At 67.6% G+C, this 16,922-nt stretch carries 16 protein-coding genes; 8 read left to right on the forward strand and 8 right to left on the reverse strand.

Features of this window, described 5'->3' with window-relative positions; genetic code table 11:
- Window positions 1-4: 4 nt before the first annotated feature.
- The gene (locus H6927_12355; GenBank protein ID MCP5218886.1) at window positions 5-655 is read left to right on the forward strand and encodes a glutaredoxin family protein; all 651 of its coding nucleotides are present in this window, start codon (window positions 5-7) and stop codon (window positions 653-655) included.
- 104 nt (window positions 656-759) lie between these two features.
- Here the strand turns inward: H6927_12355 and gltA are convergent, their stop codons facing one another.
- From gltA to H6927_12390, 7 genes are all read right to left on the reverse strand, one after another.
- Window positions 760-2,055: a citrate (Si)-synthase gene (gene gltA / locus H6927_12360; GenBank protein ID MCP5218887.1), complete on the reverse strand. Its 1,296-nt coding sequence runs from the start codon at window positions 2,053-2,055 to the stop codon at window positions 760-762.
- Window positions 2,056-2,098: 43 nt separating this feature from the next.
- Window positions 2,099-2,368: a succinate dehydrogenase assembly factor 2 gene (locus H6927_12365; protein MCP5218888.1), complete on the reverse strand. Its 270-nt coding sequence runs from the start codon at window positions 2,366-2,368 to the stop codon at window positions 2,099-2,101.
- 25 nt (window positions 2,369-2,393) lie between these two features.
- Window positions 2,394-3,098 (reverse strand): succinate dehydrogenase iron-sulfur subunit, encoded by a 705-nt coding sequence (locus tag H6927_12370; GenBank protein ID MCP5218889.1) that lies wholly within the window; start codon window positions 3,096-3,098, stop codon window positions 2,394-2,396.
- 28 nt (window positions 3,099-3,126) lie between these two features.
- Window positions 3,127-4,935, reverse strand: a complete 1,809-nt coding sequence (locus H6927_12375; GenBank protein MCP5218890.1) for a succinate dehydrogenase flavoprotein subunit — start codon at window positions 4,933-4,935, stop codon at window positions 3,127-3,129.
- Window positions 4,936-4,991: 56 nt separating this feature from the next.
- On the reverse strand, window positions 4,992-5,357 hold the full coding sequence (gene sdhD, locus H6927_12380; GenBank protein MCP5218891.1) for a succinate dehydrogenase, hydrophobic membrane anchor protein: 366 nt from the start codon (window positions 5,355-5,357) through the stop codon (window positions 4,992-4,994).
- A 22-nt stretch (window positions 5,358-5,379) separates the two neighbouring features.
- Window positions 5,380-5,811, reverse strand: coding sequence for a succinate dehydrogenase, cytochrome b556 subunit (gene sdhC / locus H6927_12385; protein ID MCP5218892.1), 432 nt, complete (start codon window positions 5,809-5,811; stop codon window positions 5,380-5,382).
- A gap of 143 nt (window positions 5,812-5,954) precedes the next feature.
- Window positions 5,955-6,761 carry a GntR family transcriptional regulator gene (locus tag H6927_12390; protein ID MCP5218893.1) on the reverse strand — a complete coding sequence of 269 codons (807 nt, stop codon included), beginning with the start codon at window positions 6,759-6,761 and terminating at the stop codon, window positions 5,955-5,957.
- Between the two features lie 205 nt (window positions 6,762-6,966).
- Between H6927_12390 and H6927_12395 the strand changes: the two genes are divergently transcribed.
- The 5 genes from H6927_12395 (at window position 6,967) to speE (ending at window position 13,714) form a co-directional block, all read left to right on the forward strand.
- On the forward strand, window positions 6,967-7,953 hold the full coding sequence (locus H6927_12395; GenBank protein ID MCP5218894.1) for a malate dehydrogenase: 987 nt from the start codon (window positions 6,967-6,969) through the stop codon (window positions 7,951-7,953).
- 31 nt (window positions 7,954-7,984) lie between these two features.
- A complete protein-coding gene (locus H6927_12400) occupies window positions 7,985-8,962 on the forward strand; it encodes a CoA ester lyase (protein MCP5218895.1) in 978 nt (325 codons plus the stop codon).
- 54 nt (window positions 8,963-9,016) lie between these two features.
- Window positions 9,017-9,574, forward strand: a complete 558-nt coding sequence (locus H6927_12405) for a hypothetical protein (protein ID MCP5218896.1) — start codon at window positions 9,017-9,019, stop codon at window positions 9,572-9,574.
- A 74-nt stretch (window positions 9,575-9,648) separates the two neighbouring features.
- On the forward strand, window positions 9,649-12,240 hold the full coding sequence (acnB, locus tag H6927_12410; protein ID MCP5218897.1) for a bifunctional aconitate hydratase 2/2-methylisocitrate dehydratase: 2,592 nt from the start codon (window positions 9,649-9,651) through the stop codon (window positions 12,238-12,240).
- A gap of 220 nt (window positions 12,241-12,460) precedes the next feature.
- Window positions 12,461-13,714: a polyamine aminopropyltransferase gene (speE, locus tag H6927_12415; GenBank protein ID MCP5218898.1), complete on the forward strand. Its 1,254-nt coding sequence runs from the start codon at window positions 12,461-12,463 to the stop codon at window positions 13,712-13,714.
- An 18-nt stretch (window positions 13,715-13,732) separates the two neighbouring features.
- Here speE and H6927_12420 read toward each other — a convergent pair whose 3' ends face one another.
- Complete coding sequence (locus H6927_12420) at window positions 13,733-14,164, reverse strand: thermonuclease family protein (protein ID MCP5218899.1); 432 nt, start codon at window positions 14,162-14,164, stop codon at window positions 13,733-13,735.
- A 346-nt stretch (window positions 14,165-14,510) separates the two neighbouring features.
- Here H6927_12420 and H6927_12425 point away from each other — a divergent pair, with 346 nt between their 5' ends.
- Together H6927_12425 and leuC are read left to right on the forward strand one after the other, a co-directional pair.
- Window positions 14,511-15,431 (forward strand): LysR family transcriptional regulator, encoded by a 921-nt coding sequence (locus H6927_12425; GenBank protein ID MCP5218900.1) that lies wholly within the window; start codon window positions 14,511-14,513, stop codon window positions 15,429-15,431.
- Window positions 15,432-15,464: 33 nt separating this feature from the next.
- Complete coding sequence (leuC, locus tag H6927_12430; protein MCP5218901.1) at window positions 15,465-16,919, forward strand: 3-isopropylmalate dehydratase large subunit; 1,455 nt, start codon at window positions 15,465-15,467, stop codon at window positions 16,917-16,919.
- Window positions 16,920-16,922 lie beyond the last annotated feature (3 nt).

Below are 16,922 nucleotides of genomic sequence, written 5' to 3' on the forward strand. Positions count from 1 at the left end.
CCACATGAACCTTCGTCTCATCCCGCGTCGGCGCATGGCCGCCACACCGTTGGCCCTGGCGCTTGGCCTGCTGCTGGCGGCCAGCGCGTCGGCGCAGGTCTATCGCTCGGTCGGCCCGGACGGGCGTGTCAGCTTCTCCGACACGCCGCCGGCGGCGCAGCCCCCGGCACCGCGCGCCGAGGCGCCCGCGGCGTCCGGCAACAACGCCGCCCTGCCCTATGCGCTGCGCCAGACGGCGCAGCGCTATCCCGTCACGCTCTACACCAGCAGCGACTGCGAGCCCTGCGCCAGCGGCCGCAAGCTGCTGCGCGAGCACGGCATCCCCTTCACCGAAAAAACCGTCGGCTCCAACGCCGACGTCACCGCCCTGCAGCAGCTGACCGGCGCCGACAGCCTGCCGGTCCTCGGCATCGGCCAGCAGCAACTCAAGGGTTTTTCCGCCACCGAGTGGACGCAGTACCTGAGTGCCGCCGGTTACCCCGCGCAGTCCCAGCTGCCGGCTCGCTGGCAGGCGCCCGCTCCCACCGCCCTGGCGCCCCAGGCGGCCAAGCCAGCGGCGGCGGCCGCCGACACCGCCGACGCACCCGCCGCGCCGGCAGACCCCTTGGTGACGCCGCGCCCCACAGCGACCAATCCCGCCGGCATCCGTTTTTGAGCTTGCAAGCAGCGGCTTTGACGCCGTGAGCGAGCCACCACGAAAAAAGCCACCTCGCGGTGGCTCTTTTTTCGGTCGACGGCGGCCGGGCCGCCGGCCCCCCATCAGGGAACGTCGCGACGCACGGAGCCGGTGTAGAGCTGGCGCGGACGGCCGATCTTGTACTCGGGATCGCCGATCATCTCGTTGAGCTGGGCGATCCAGCCCACCGTGCGGGCCAGCGCGAAGATACCGGTGAACAGCTTGACCGGAATGCCGATGGCGCGCTGCACGATGCCGGAGTAGAAGTCGACGTTGGGATAGAGCTTGCGCTGCACGAAGTAGTCGTCCTCCAGCGCGATCTTCTCCAGCGCCTTGGCCAGCGCGAACAGCGGATCGTTGTGCAGGCCCAGCTCGTCCAGCACCTCGTTGCAGGTCTGCTGCATCAGCTTGGCGCGCGGGTCGTAGTTCTTGTAGACGCGGTGGCCGAAGCCCATCAGCTTGACGCTGCTGTTCTTGTCCTTGACCTTGGCGACGAACTCGCCGATCTTGGCCACGCCGCCGTCGCGCTGGATGCCCTCCAGCATGTTCAGCGCCGCTTCGTTGGCGCCGCCGTGCGCCGGGCCCCACAGGCAGGCCACGCCGGCGGCGATGGCGGCGAACGGGTTGGTGCCCGAGCTGCCGCACAGGCGCACGGTGGAGGTGGAGGCGTTCTGCTCGTGGTCGGCGTGCAGGATGAAGATGCGGTCCATCGCCTTCTCGAGCACCGGGCTGACCTTGTAGTCCTCGCAGGGCGTGCCGAACATCATGCGCAGGAAGTTGCCCGCATAGGACAGGTCGTTGCGCGGATACATGAAGGGCTGGCCCATGCCGTACTTGTAGGCCATGGCCACCAGCGTCGGCATCTTGGCGATCAGGCGGATCGCGGCGATGTGGCGATGCTCGGGGTTGTTGATGTCGGTGCTGTCATGGTAGAAGGCCGACAGCGCGCCGACCAAGCCGGTGAGCACGGCCATGGGATGCGCATCGCGGCGGAACCCGCGCAGGAAGAACTGCATCTGCTCGTGCACCATGGTGTGGTTGATCACCAGCTTGTGGAAGTCGCCGCGCTGGGTTTCCGTGGGCAGCTCGCCGTTCAGCAGCAGGTAGCAGGTGTCCAGGTAGTCGCACTGGGTGGCGATCTGCTCGATGGGGTAGCCGCGATACAGCAACTCGCCCTTGTCGCCGTCGATGTAGGTGATGGCCGACTCGCAGGCCGCAGTGGACATGAAGCCGGGGTCGTACGTGAACATCCCCGTCTGCCCGTAGAGCTTGCGAATGTCGATGACGTCGGGGCCGATGCTGCCCTTGTAGACAGGCAGGGTCATGTCGGGCGTTCCGTTGGAAAACGATAGCGTTGCTTTGGTATCAGAGAGGTTCATAACGGATTTCCTGGGGTTTGATGAATGTTCGGGGCACGGCCGATCACGCCGGGGGCCGCATCAAATCAAGTAATTGGGCGATGTCGGGGGTGGCCAGCGTACCGCTGGGTTCGGCGCGCCGCAGCAACAAGTCAAGCAGATCATTGTCGGGCAAGTCCATCAAGCGCGTCAGGGCTTGCCCCTGCCCGACCGTCAGCCGCTCACCATGGCGGTCGAAGAACCGCTCGATGAGCAAGTCGTTTTCCAGCAACCCACGACGGCAGCGCCATCTGAGCTTGCTCAAGGCGCGCTCGTCAATACGATCGTCCACCATGCGCGTGAACCGGTCGACGCCCCGCTCAGATGGCGCGGCGCACCATCAATTCCTTGATCTTGCTGATGGCGGCCGCAGGCTTGAGGCCCTTGGGGCAGACATCGACGCAGTTCATGATGGTGTGGCAGCGGAACAGCCGGTACGGGTCGTCCAGGTTGTCCAGGCGCTCGCTCGTGGCCTCGTCGCGGCTGTCGGCGATGAAGCGATAGGCCTGCAGCAGGCCGGCGGGGCCGACGAACTTGTCCGGGTTCCACCAGAAACTGGGGCACGCGGTCGAGCAGCAGGCGCACAGGATGCACTCGTACAGCCCGTTGAGCTCCTCGCGCTCCTCCGGCGACTGCAGGCGCTCGGTCTCGGGAGGGGGAGTGTGGTTGATCAGGTAGGGCTTGATCGAGTGATACTGCTTGAAGAAGTCCGTCATGTCGACGAACAGATCGCGCACCACCGGCAGGCCCGGCAGCGGCTTGAGCACGATCGGGTCCTTCAGCGTGCGCAGGTTGGTCAGGCACGCCAGGCCGTTCTTGCCGTTGATGTTCATGGCGTCCGAGCCGCACACGCCCTCGCGGCACGAGCGGCGAAAGGCGATGGTCGGGTCCAGCGCCTTGAGCTTGATCAGGGCGTCCAGCAGCATGCGCTCGTGGCCTTCGAGCTCCAGCTCGATGGTCTGCATGTAGGGCTTCTCGTCCTTGTCCGGGTCGTAGCGGTAGATCTGGAAAGTGCGCTTTTGCATGGTGTGGTGGTCCTTCAAACCCGGGCGATCAGAACGTGCGAACCTTGGGCGGAATGGTCTCGACGGAAAGCGGCTTCAGCCGCACCGGCTTGTAGCTCAGGCTGTTGGTCTGGGAATGCCACAGCGTGTGCTTGAGCCAGTTGACGTCGTCGCGCCCCAGCGGCGCCGTGGGGTGGTCGGCCGGGTGCTCGTAGTCCTCCACGGTGTGCGCGCCACGGCACTCCTTGCGGGCGGCGGCCGACATCATGGTGGCCTGCGCCACCTCGATCAGGTTCTCCACCTCGAGCGCCTCCACGCGCGCGGTGTTGAAGATCTTGGAGTGGTCCTGCAGGCCCACGTTCTTGACCCGCTGGCGCAGCTCGGCCACCTTGACCACGCCCTCGTCCATGACGGCCTGGGTGCGGAACACGCCGGCGTGCGTTTGCATGGTGCTGCGGATGTCGTTGGCGATGGTTTGGGCGTATTCGCCGTCGCTGGCCTCTTCCAGGCGATTCAGGCGCGCCAGCGTCGCGTCCAGCGCATTGGCCGGCAGCGGCTTGTGGTGCGGCGTCTGCTTGTTGAACTCGACGATGTGGTCGCCCGCGGCCTTGCCGAACACCAGCAGGTCCAGCAGCGAGTTGGTGCCCAGGCGGTTGGCGCCGTGCACGCTCACGCAGGAGCATTCGCCCACCGCGTACAGGCCGTTGACCACACGGTTGTCGTCGCCACCGGCCTGCACCACGACCTGGCCGTGGATGTTGGTGGGAATGCCGCCCATCTGGTAGTGGATGGTGGGCACCACCGGGATCGGCTCCTTGGTGATGTCCACGTTGGCGAAGTTGTGGCCGATCTCGTACACCGAGGGCAGGCGCTTGTGGATGGTGTCTGCCCCCAGGTGGTCGAGCTTGAGCAGGATGTAGTCCTTGTTGGGACCGCAGCCGCGCCCTTCCTTGATCTCCTGGTCCATCGAGCGCGAGACGAAGTCGCGCGGCGCCAGGTCTTTCAGCGTCGGGGCGTAGCGCTCCATGAAGCGCTCGCCCTCGCTGTTGATCAGGATGGCGCCCTCGCCGCGGCAGCCTTCGGTCAGCAGCACGCCGGCGCCGGCCACGCCGGTGGGGTGGAACTGCCAGAACTCCATGTCCTGCAGCGGAATGCCGGCGCGCGCGGCCATGCCCAGGCCGTCGCCGGTGTTGATGAAGGCATTGGTGCTGGCGGCAAAGATGCGCCCGGCCCCGCCGGTGGCCAGCATCACGGCCTTGGCCTGCAGCGCGTAGACGTCGCCGGTTTCCATCTCGAGCGCCGTGACGCCCACCACGTCGCCGTCGGCGTCGCGGATCAGGTCCAGCGCCATCCACTCGACGAAGAAGGTGGTGTTGGACGCCACGTTCTGCTGGTACAGCGTGTGCAGCATGGCGTGGCCGGTGCGGTCGGCCGCGGCGCAGGCGCGCTGCACCGGCTTTTCGCCGTAGTTGGCGGTGTGGCCGCCAAACGGACGCTGGTAGATCGTGCCGTCGGCGTTGCGATCGAACGGCATGCCCATGTGCTCGAGGTCGTACACCACGTGCGGCGCCTCGCGGCACATGAACTCGATCACGTCCTGGTCGCCCAGCCAGTCGCCGCCCTTGACGGTGTCGTAGAAGTGGAAGTGCCAGTTGTCCTCGCTCATGTTGCCCAGCGAGGCGCCGATGCCGCCCTGCGCGGCCACGGTGTGCGAGCGCGTGGGAAAGACCTTGGAGAGGACGGCGACGTTGAGGCCGGCGCGCGCCAGCTGCAGCGAGGCGCGCATGCCCGAGCCGCCCGCGCCGACGATGACGACGTCGAACTTGCGAACGGCAGTGTTTTCCTTGGTGTAACTCATGATCGTTGATGGGATGAAGGGGTGGGATGGGGCTGTGAGGGGGTGCGCTCGGCGCCTTACAGACGCCAGAGCACCTGCACGGCCCAGCCCCCGCAGGCCACCAACCAGATCACGGTGAGCGCCTGCAGCAGCAAACGCAGCCCGGCCGGCTTGCCATAGTCGTACCAGATGCTGCACATGCCGACCCAGGCGTGCCACAACAAGGCGACGATCACGGCGAAGGTGAGCGCCTTCATCCACTGCGCAGCGAAGATGCCGGACCAGGTGTCGTAGCCGATCGGGCCCTTGGTCAGCAGCAGTTGCAGCAGCACCACCAGGGTGAACACCGCCATCAGGGCGGCGCTGATGCGTTGCACCAGAAAATCGCGCCAGCCGTAGTGCGCGCCCACCACGGTGCGCTTGTAGCCATAGGTTGCGGACATTGTTGCGCTCCTCGCTTTCGAATCAATACAGGCCAAACAGCTTGGCGCCCAGGATCAGCGTCAGCGCGATGCTGACGACCAGCACCGCGACGGCGGACTGGCGGCCGAATTCCTTGGTGGTGCGATGCGAGACGTCGAGGTACAGGTGGCGCACGCCGGCCAGCAGGTGGTGCAGGTAGGCCCAGATCAGGGCCAGCACCACCAGCTTGACGAACCAGCCCGGAAAGACCCACAAGCCTGCCGTGAAGGCGGCGCTGAATTCGCCGAACGAGATCTCGGACGAAATCGACTTGTCGAACAGCCAGATGAGAAACGGCAACAACACGAACATCAACGCCCCGCTGGCGCGGTGCAGGATGGACACCCAGCCGGCCAGGGGCAGGCGGTAGGTGCGAATGTCGTGGAAGAGGTTGAGATTGCGGTACTGCGGCCGCGGCTTGGTGACTTCACTCATGGGTGCCCTCGTGCGAATGGTGTAACTGCCTTGTAATTTCTGGCGATGAGGTACGCAAATTCTATTGCAATGCAGCAGACCACTTCGCGGCTTGCTGTCTCTGGCGTGTCGCGGCGCCCGCCGAACGCCGGCGCGACGGCACCTCAGTTGAGCTGGTTTCGATAGTGATGGGTGTCGGTGCGGTACAGGCCGCGGCGCAGCTCCATCGGCACGTCGTTGTAGGTGTAGGCGATGCGCTCGACGCTGAGCAAGGGCGTCGCCGCGGGCACCTGAAGCAGCCGCGCCTGCGCTGCGTCGGGCGCCACGGCGCGGATCTTCTCGTCGGCACGCACCATGCGCACGCCGAACTCGGACTCGAACAGCGCGTACATGGGGCCGTGATAGTCCATCAGGCGTTCCGCCGTCAGGCCCTTGAACGGCCCGCCGGGCAGCCACAAGTCCTCCAGGATCGTGGGCACCCCGCCAAAGCGCAGCAGGCGCCGCGACTGCAGGACGGCGTCGCCCGTGCGCAGGCCCAGGGCGCGCGCCACGTCGGCCGGCGCGCGGCCGCGCCGGCAGTCGACGAAATCGCGCTGCGCCGGCCCTTCGCTGTCGGCCGTGCCCTGATCGGGGTGCAGGCGCAAGAAGCGGTATTGCACCTGTTGCTCGGCGTGCGTGGCCACGAAGGTGCCGCGCCCCTGGCGGCGCACCAGCAGGTGTCCGGCGGCCAACTCGTCGATGGCCTTGCGAACGGTGCCCTGGCTGACCTTGTAGCGCGCGGCCAGCTCAAACTCGCTGGGAATCACCTCGCCCGGCTTCCATTCGCCCTGCTGCAGTCCGTTCAGGATCAAGGCCTTGATCTGCTGATACAGCGGACTGAACGCCGGCGTCGATCCGCCCGCCGCCGCGAGCCCCGGCGGGTCATGCGGATCGCGCTCCGCCGACGTGAAGGAATGAGTGGCTGTAACCATGGTGGCAACGAAAAGACGCTTGCGGATGCCTGCGTGAAATCGAAACAATCATATCTTATATAAGACATAAGATCAATTGACCTTCGGCGCCATTCACCGCTACACTCGTGGGTTGTCTGCATCGTGCGTTTCAAGGGGTCGAGCGCCCATGCCAACGCCGCCTGCACAGGCATTTTTTTCATCGCAACCGTCTGGAGAACCTTCCATGAGCAAGAAACCCGTTCGCGTGGCCGTCACCGGCGCCGCAGGTCAGATTGGCTACGCCCTGCTGTTTCGCATCGCCTCCGGCGAAATGCTGGGCAAGGACCAGCCCGTCATCCTGCAACTGCTCGAAATCCCGGACGAGAAAGCGCAAAAGGCGCTCAAGGGCGTGATGATGGAACTGCAGGACTGCGCCTTTCCGCTGCTGGTGGGCATGCAGGCGCACAGCGATCCGATGACGGGCTTCAAGGACATCGACTACGCCCTGCTGGTGGGCGCGCGCCCTCGCGGCCCCGGCATGGAGCGCGCCGACCTGCTGGCCGCCAACGCGCAGATCTTCACCGCCCAGGGCAAGGCGCTCAACGCCGTGGCCTCGCGCAACGTCAAGGTGCTGGTGGTGGGCAACCCGGCCAACACCAACGCCTACATCGCCATGAAGTCGGCGCCCGACCTGCCGGCCAAGAACTTCACCGCCATGCTGCGCCTGGACCACAACCGCGCGCTCAGCCAGGTGGCCGAGAAGACCGGCAAGGCCGTGGCCGACATCCGCAAGCTGTGCGTGTGGGGCAACCACTCGCCCACCATGTACGCCGACTACCGCTTCGCCACCATCGGCGGGCAGAACGTCAAGGACATGATCAACGACCAGGACTGGAACGAGAACGTGTTCCTGCCCACGGTGGGCAAGCGCGGCGCCGCCATCATCGAGGCGCGCGGCCTGTCCTCGGCCGCGTCCGCCGCCAATGCGGCCATCGACCACATGCACGACTGGGCGCTGGGCACGGGTGGCGAGTGGGTCACCATGGGCATTCCGTCCCAGGGCTGGTACGGCATCCCCAAGGACACGATCTTCGGCTTTCCCGTCACCTGCGAGAACGGCGAGTACAAGGTCGTCGAGGGCCTGCCGATCGACGCCTTCAGCCAGAAGTGCATCGACAAGACGCTGGCCGAGCTCGAGGGCGAGAAGGACGGCGTGAAGCACCTGCTCTGAACCGGACCCAGCGGCCCACGCCAACACCACCATGCCCGCACATCCCCGTGATGTCCTCAGCACCGCGCAGGCGGGCATCGTGGCGCTGCCGGTGTGCGACCACTACAGCGGCGTCGAGTCGCGCATGCGCAAGAGCCTGCAATTGCAGGCGGAGATGACGGCCGAGTTCGGCACCTGCGTGTTCGACGTGACGCTGGACTGCGAGGACGGCGCCCCCGTGGGGGGCGAGGCCGCGCACGCCAGGCTGGTGACCGACCTGGCGCTGGCGGCGGCACCCGAAGCCCGCGTCGGCGTCCGGGTGCACCCGGTCGACCACCCCGCCTTCGAAGCCGACATGGCCCAGGTCGCGGGCCACGCGGGCCATCGCCTGCGCCACATCATGATTCCCAAGGTGGAGTCGGTGGACGACGTCGTCCACGCCGAGCGCACGCTGCTGCGCCACTTCGCGCCCGGCTTGCCCCTGCACGCGCTGATCGAGTCGCCCGCCGCCGTGCACCGGGCGTTCGACATCGCCGCGCATCCGCGCGTGCAGTCGCTCAGCTTCGGCCTGATGGATTTCGTGTCCGCGCACGCAGGCGCCATTCCCTCCGAGGGCATGGGCATCGAGGGGCAGTTCAGCCATCCGCTGGTGCTGCGCGCCAAGCTCGAAATCGCCTCGGCCGCCCACGCATCGGGCAAGGTGCCTTCGCATGGCGTGGTCACCGAGTTCAACGACACCGCCGCGTTGCGCACCGCCGCGCGGCGGGCGGCGCGCGAGCTGGGCTACACGCGCATGTGGAGCATCCACCCCAACCAGATCCGCCCCATTGTCGAGGCCTTCTCGCCCGACGAGCAGCAGATCGACCAGGCCAGCGCCATCCTGCTGGCGGCCGCCCAGGCCGACTGGGCGCCCATCAACCACGGCGGCGTGCTGCACGACCGGGCCAGCTATCGCCTGTTCTGGCTGGTCCTGCAACGGGCGCACGCGACCGGACGCGCGCTGCCCGCCCAAGTGGCGGCATGGTTCTGACACGGCCTGCGTGCCATCATCCGCATTTCCATCTTTTTCGAGAGTGACCACGGTATGAAACTCCCCGCCCTTGCATTCGTCGCTGCCGCCCTGGGCCTGTCGGTCGGCGCCGTCCAGGCGCAGACCGCCAGCGTAGCCAAAAAGCCGGTGGCCACCCAGAAGGCGCATGCCAAGAAAGCCGTCACCAAGAAGGGCGTGCCGGCCAAGACCGCCAAGGCCGTCGAGGCGAACACGCCCGTGGAATCGCTCAGCCAGCGCCTCACCGATGGCGAGCTGGCGATCGCCAAGACCATCCAGACCGGCACCATCCCCTGCGAGCTGGGCGCCCACGTGACCGTGACGGCGGACGAGAAGAACCCGGGCTTCTTCTACGTCAGCTCGGGCAAGCAGCGCTACTACATGCACCCGGTCGAAAGCCGCACCGGCGCCGTGCGCATGGAAGACAACCGCGCCGGCGCCCTGTGGCTGCAACTGGGCAACAAGTCGATGCTGATGAACCAGAAGCTGGGCCAGCGCGTGGCCGACGCGTGCACCACGCCAGCCCAGCGTGCCGTCGCGGCGCAACTGGAGACCCATCCCCAGCCCGCGTTGTTCGACGCGCCCAAGCCCTGACGATTTTTCCCCGTGCGCTGCTCCGCCGACGATGACGGAGCGTTGCCTTCTTTTGCTTTTTTCAGGACCCACTCATGCTGCAAGCCTACCGCGCCCACGCCGCCGAACGCGCCGCCCTGGGCATCCCGCCCCTGCCCCTGGATGCCAAGCAGGTGGCCGACGTCATCGAGCTGATCAAGAACCCGCCCGCCGGCGAGGCCGAGTTCCTGCTCGACCTGCTCACGCACCGCGTGCCCCCGGGCGTGGACGATGCCGCCAAGGTCAAGGCCAGCTTCCTGGCCGCCGTGGCGCATGGCGACATCCAGGTGGGTTTGATCAGCAAGGCGCGCGCCACCGAGCTGCTGGGCACCATGGTGGGCGGCTACAACGTGCACCCGCTGATCGAGCTGCTGGACGACGCTGAGGTGTCCGGCGTGGCCGCCGAGGCGCTGAAAAAAACGCTGCTGATGTTCGACTACTTCAACGACGTGGCGGCCAAGGCCAAGGCCGGCAATGCCAAGGCCAAGGAGGTGATGCAGAGCTGGGCCGACGCCGAGTGGTTCACCAGCCGCCCCAAGGTGGCTGAAAAGATCACCGTCACCGTGTTCAAGGTGCCGGGCGAGACCAACACCGACGACCTCTCGCCCGCGCCCGATGCCACCACGCGCCCCGACATCCCCATGCACTACCTGGCGATGCTGAAGAACACGCGCCCCGACGCGGCCTTCAAGCCCGAGCAGGACGGCGTGCGCGGCCCCATGCAGTTCATCGACGACCTGAAGAAGAAGGGGCACGTCGTGGCCTACGTGGGCGACGTGGTGGGCACCGGCTCCAGCCGCAAGTCGGCCACCAACTCGGTCATCTGGGCCACGGGCAACGACATTCCCTACGTGCCCAACAAGCGCTTTGGCGGCGTGACGCTGGGCGGCAAGATCGCCCCCATCTTCTTCAACACGCAGGAGGATTCGGGCTCGCTGCCGATCGAGGTGGACGTCTCCAAGATGGAGATGGGCGACGTCATCGACATCTACCCCTATGCAGGAAAAATCGAGAAGGCTGGCACCCCGATTGCCGACTTTGCTCTCAAAAGCGAAGTTCTGCTGGACGAAGTGCAGGCCGGCGGGCGCATCAACCTGATCATCGGCCGCGCGCTGACGGCCAAGGCGCGCGAGTTCCTGGGCCTGCCCGCCTCCACCGCCTTCCGCCTGCCGCAGGCGCCCGCCGAATCCAAGGCCGGCTTCACGCTGGCGCAGAAAATGGTCGGCCGCGCCTGCGGCCTGCCCGAAGGCCAGGGCATTCGCCCCGGCACCTACTGCGAGCCCAAGATGACCACCGTGGGCAGCCAGGACACCACCGGCCCCATGACGCGCGACGAGCTGAAGGACCTGGCCTGCCTGGGCTTCAGTGCCGACATGGTGATGCAGTCCTTCTGCCATACCGCCGCCTACCCCAAGCCGGTGGACGTGAAGACGCACCGCGAGCTGCCCCAGTTCATCAGCAACCGTGGCGGCGTGGCGCTGCGCCCGGGCGACGGCGTGATCCACAGCTGGCTCAACCGCCTGCTGCTGCCCGACACCGTGGGCACCGGCGGCGACTCGCACACGCGCTTTCCGATCGGCATCAGCTTTCCGGCCGGCTCGGGCCTGGTGGCCTTCGGCGCCGCCACCGGCGTGATGCCGCTGGACATGCCCGAGTCGGTGCTGGTGCGCTTCAAGGGCCAGTTGCAGCCGGGCGTGACCCTGCGCGACCTGGTGCACGCCATTCCGCTGTACGCCATCAAGGCGGGCCTGCTGACCGTGGCCAAGGCCGGCAAGAAGAACATCTTCTCCGGCCGCATCCTGGAAATCGAAGGCCTGCCCGACCTGAAGGTGGAGCAAGCCTTCGAGCTGTCCGACGCCTCGGCCGAGCGCAGCGCCGCCGGCTGCACCATCAAGCTCAACCCCGAGCCGATCAAGGAGTACCTGCGCTCCAACGTCGTGCTCATGAAGAACATGATCGCCGACGGCTACCAGGACGCCAAGACCCTGCAGCGCCGCATCGAGAAGGTCGAGGCCTGGCTGGCCAGGCCCGAGTTGCTCGAGGCCGACAAGAATGCCGAGTACGCCGCCGTGATCGAGATCGACATGAACGAGATCAAGGAGCCCATCGTCTGCTGCCCCAACGACCCGGACGACGCCAAGTTCCTGTCCGAAGTGGCGGGCACCAAGATCGACGAGGCCTTCATCGGCTCGTGCATGACCAACATCGGCCACTTCCGCGCGGCAGCCAAGCTGCTGGGCGGCCAGCGCGACATCCCGACCAAGCTGTGGGTGGCGCCGCCCACCAAGATGGACCAGAACGAGCTGATCAAGGAAGGGCACTACGCGGCGTTCGGCACCTCGGGCGCGCGCACCGAGATGCCCGGCTGCAGCCTGTGCATGGGCAACCAGGCGCAGGTGCACGAGGGCGCCACGGTCATCAGCACCAGCACGCGCAACTTCCCCAACCGCCTGGGCAAGAACACCAACGTGTTCCTGGGCTCGGCCGAGCTCACCGCCATCGCCTCGCGCCTGGGCAAGCTGCCCACGCCGGCCGAGTACCTCAAGGAGATGGGCGTGATCGACGCCGACAAGGCCAGCGTGTACCGCTACATGAACTTCGACCAGATCGAGGAGTACGCCGAGGTGGCCAAGGGCGTTCCCGCCTGATCGGCGCCGAGGCCACTGGCCTCGGCAAGTGCCCTGCACCCAGCCGCCCCGGGACCTGTGCCCGCGGCGGCTTTTTCGTCGCCCGGTCCGCGCAGCCAGGCGCGTTCGCGCGCTGCGCGCGGAACGCCCTTGCATGCCTCCTACAATCCCATGCTTTGTCTCGCAACACCGGGCGCGATCGGGCCACCCGATGCGCTTGAACTCCAAGGAGGTGAAGGGTTTGCAAGGTTTGCACCTGACCGCTGATCTGTATGCGTGCCAATGCGCACCGCAATTGATGACCGACCCCGAAGCCATTGCCCATCTGTGCCGGACACGGACCGAGGCGGCTGGCCTGACCCGCGTGGATGACCGCTGGGTGCAGTTTCCAGAATGGCAAGGCCAGCCCGGTGGCGTGACCGGCACCCTGCTGCTGGCCGAATCGCACCTGGCGATCCACACCTGGCCCGAGACCGGCAACGTCACGCTCGACGTGTACGTCTGCAACTTCTCCACCGACAACTCCACCAAGGCCAGCCAATTGCTGGAAGACGTCGTGCAGGCCTATCGGCCGCGGCGCGTGGTGCGCAACCGCCTGCTGCGCGGCGACATCGGCACGACGTCGCCCCAAGCCTCGCCCGCGCCCGAGGAGGAAGGCTGGATCGTCGAGACGCTGTCGTCCTCGGCGGCCTTCAGCTACCGCGGCACGGTGCTGGAGCGCCAGAGCACGCCGCACCAGTCGATGGAGCTGCTGCAAACGCCCCGCTTCGGGCGCGTGCTGCGGCTCGATGGCCGCTTCATGACGTCCGAGAAGGAAGAATTCTTCTACCACGAGGCGCTGGTGCACCCCGCGGCCATCGCCCATCCCGCGCCCGCGCGCTGCCTGATCATCGGCGGCGGCGATGGCGGGGCCGCCGAGGAGCTGCTCAAGCACCCGAGCGTGCGCGAGGTGGTGATTGCCGAGCTCGACGAGCAGGTCGTCGCGCTGGCACGCCGGCAATTGCGTGCCGTGCACCGCGGCGCGCTGGACGATGCGCGCGTGCGCATCGAGATCGGCGACGGCATGGCCTACGTGGACCGCTCGCCCGGCCAGTTCGACCTGATCCTGATGGACCTGACCGACCCGGACACCCCCGCCGGCGCGCTTTACGAGCCGGCCGCGCTGGCCCGCATGCAGCGGGCGCTGGCGCCTGGCGGCGCGCTGGTGCTGCACCTGGGCAGCCCCGTGTTCCACCCGGCCCAGGTGCGCACGCTGCTGGGTTACCTGAACGGGCGCTTTGCCCACGTCAGCCCCTATGGCCTGTACATCCCGCTGTACGGCGCCTACTGGGGGCTGGCCGTAGCGTCCGACACGCTGCGCCCCTCCGGCCTGGCCACCCCGGCGGTGCAGGAGCGCATCGACCAGCGCGCCATCGCGCGGCTGCAGCACTACAACGCCGAGGTGCACGGCGCGCTGTTCGCCCTGCCCAACTACTACCGCGCCATGCTGGCCTGAGCTGGCCTGAGCGGATCGTCAGCGCGCATGGCGGTGGCGGTACACCCAGGGGGGTGTGGGCCGCTGCTGCGCCCAGAGGCCCGTGCGGCGCTGGCGGGCCTGGCGCTCCAGGGCCTGCAGGTCGCCATCGCCGCGCGCGTAACCGGGCGCCACCCACGCCAGGCCGGTGCGCACCTGGGCCTGGGCCACGTCCACGCCCTGGCAGCGCACGCGAGCCACCGAGCGGCCATAGGCATCCCTTGCCCTGATCTCCACCTGGGCACGCTGGCGCCGGCACAGCGCGACCAGCGCCTGCCGCGACTGGCGCCCGAACGCCTGGCGCAACTCGGGCGCGTCGATCTCGGCCACGCGCAGCCTCAGCGTGCGCGCATCCTGCGTCTGCGGGCAGCGCACCTTGAGCGAATCGCCATCGCCGACGCTCAGAACCCAGCACAACAAGACCGACGCCAACACGCCTGTTTCTCCATCCGTTCGGGGCGCTCATGGTAACGGTCCGACCGCTGTGCCATGGCGGCGAGCGAGCATCCCGAGAGCCCAAAAAATCGCTGCTCAAAATTGAGGCAGCACCCGCAAAGCCAGGCGGGACGCGGCTTGCGCGGCTTGTTCAGGCACTTTTCCACAAGTCCGCCCACAGTGGGCGGGGACAAATCGCCGACGGGCTCCCGGCGCCGTCATTTGGCCTTAAGCATCTCGTTAGGAGATGCCAAAAGCAAAAATATGGGTGATAATGGCTAAAGGCGACTCGTTCTGCGATACCTTGACCGCCTGCCACCTCCCGATCCGCCCTGACGCGCCCATGACCGCTCTCGCCCGTTCGTCCGATCGCCGCCTGGACCTAACCTCGCTGCAGCTCTTCGTGGCCGTGGCCGAGGCCGGCAGCATCGCGCAGGCGGCGCAGCGCGAAAGCATTGCCGCCTCCGCCGTCAGCAAGCGCGTGGCCGAGCTGGAAAGCGCGCTGGGCACCGCCCTGCTCTACCGCCAGGCACGCGGCGTCACCCTCACCCCGGCCGGCCAGAGCCTGCTGCACCACGCCCGCAAGCTGCTGTACGGCCTGGACAAGCTGCACGGCGACCTGAGCGAGTACGCCAGCGGCGTGCGCGGCCACGTGCGCATGCACGCCAGCATGTCGGCCATCGTGCAGTTCCTGCCGGAAGACCTGGGGCGCTTCGTCCAGAACCACCCGCAGGTCAAGATCGACCTGGAGGAGCACCTGTCCTCCGAGGTGGAGCGCGCCGTGCTGGAGGGCGCCGCCGACCTGGGCATCTGCAACACCAGCCGCGGGATGAGCGCGCTGCAGGTGCGCCCCTACCGCGAGGATCATTTGGCCTTGATTGCGCCGCCAGCCCTGGTCCGCAAAGCGCCAGCAGCTATTGATTTTGTAGATACCCTGGACTACGACCACGTCGGCCTGCACGCCGGCAGCTCGATCGCCCTGGCCATGCACCAGGCCGCAGCGCAGGCCGGCCGCAGCGTGCGCCTGCGCATCCGCGTGACCGGACTGGACGCCATGTGCCGCATGATTGCCAACGGCCTGGGCGTGGGCGTGATGCCACGGCGAGCCTTCGAGCTTGTCCACGGCGCCAGCCCGCTGCGCTGCATCCCCCTGCAGGACGACTGGGCACGACGCCGGATCAGCCTGGTGGCGCGCGACTTCGCCAGCCTGCCAGTCACCGCCCGCGCCCTGGTCGAGCACCTGACGGCCGCAAGCAACGCCTAAAATTTCAATCACCCCAAGGAAGTTCTCCACGCCATGACCGCCCGCACGCTGTACGACAAGATCTGGGACGAGCACGTCGTCCGCACCGAGGAAGATGGCACCGCCATCCTCTACATCGACCGCCACCTGGTGCACGAGGTCACCAGCCCGCAGGCCTTCGAGGGCCTGCGCCAGGCCCAGCGCAAGGTGTGGCGCACCAGCAGCGTGGTGGCCACGGCCGACCACAACACGCCCACCACCGGCTGGGAGCGCGGCTACGACGGCATCGAGGACCCGATCAGCAAGGAGCAGGTCACCACGCTGGACGCCAACCTCAAGGGCCTGGGCGCGGCGGCGTACTTTCCCTTCCTCAGCCAGCGCCAGGGCATCGTGCACGTGATCGGCCCCGAAAACGGCGCCACCCTGCCCGGCATGACCGTGGTGTGCGGCGACAGCCACACCAGCACCCACGGCGCCTTTGGCGCGCTGGCGCACGGCATCGGCACCAGCGAGGTCGAGCACGTGCTGGCCACGCAGACCCTGCTGGCCAAGAAGGCCAAGAACATGCTGGTGCGCGTGAACGGCCACGTGGCCCCCGGCATCACCGCCAAGGACATCGTGCTGGCCATCATCGGCAAGATCGGCACCGCCGGCGGCACCGGCTACACCATCGAGTTCGGCGGCGAGGCCATCGCCGACCTGAGCATGGAAGGCCGCATGACGGTGTGCAACATGGCCATCGAGGCGGGCGCGCGCGCCGGCCTGGTGGCGGTGGACGACAAGACCATCGACTACGTCAAGGGCCGCGCCATGGCGCCCGGCACCGACCCGGTCACCGGCCGCTTCGTGGGTGGCCCCGAGTGGGACCAGGCCGTGGCCTACTGGCGCACGCTGCGCAGCGACGCGGACGCCAAGTTCGACGCCGTGGTCGAGCTGGACGCGCGCGCCATCGTGCCGCAGGTCAGCTGGGGCACCAGCCCCGAGATGGTCACCGGCATCGACGCCCGCGTGCCCGACCCCGACAAAGAGAAAGACGCCAGCAAGCGCCAGGCCATCGAGCGCGCCCTGACCTACATGGGCCTGCAGCCCAACAAGGCCATGAGCGACATCACCATCGACAAGGTATTCATCGGCAGCTGCACCAACAGCCGCATCGAAGACCTGCGCGCCGCCGCGGCCGTGGTCAAGAAGCTGGGGCGCAAGGTGGCGGCCAACGTCAAGCTGGCCATGGTGGTACCCGGCTCGGGCCTGGTCAAGAAGCAGGCCGAGGCCGAGGGGCTGGACACCATCTTCACCGCCGCCGGCTTCGAGTGGCGCGAGCCCGGCTGCAGCATGTGCCTGGCCATGAACGCCGACCGGCTGGAGCCCGGCGAGCGCTGCGCCTCCACCAGCAACCGCAACTTCGAAGGCCGCCAGGGCGCCGGCGGGCGCACCCACCTGGTCAGCCCCGCCATGGCCGCCGCGGCGGCCGTGCATGGCCACTTCGTCGACATCCGCCAATTTGCCTGACCC

The organism is Burkholderiaceae bacterium (assembly GCA_024235995.1).
Lineage (GTDB): Bacteria > Pseudomonadota > Gammaproteobacteria > Burkholderiales > Burkholderiaceae_C > Ottowia.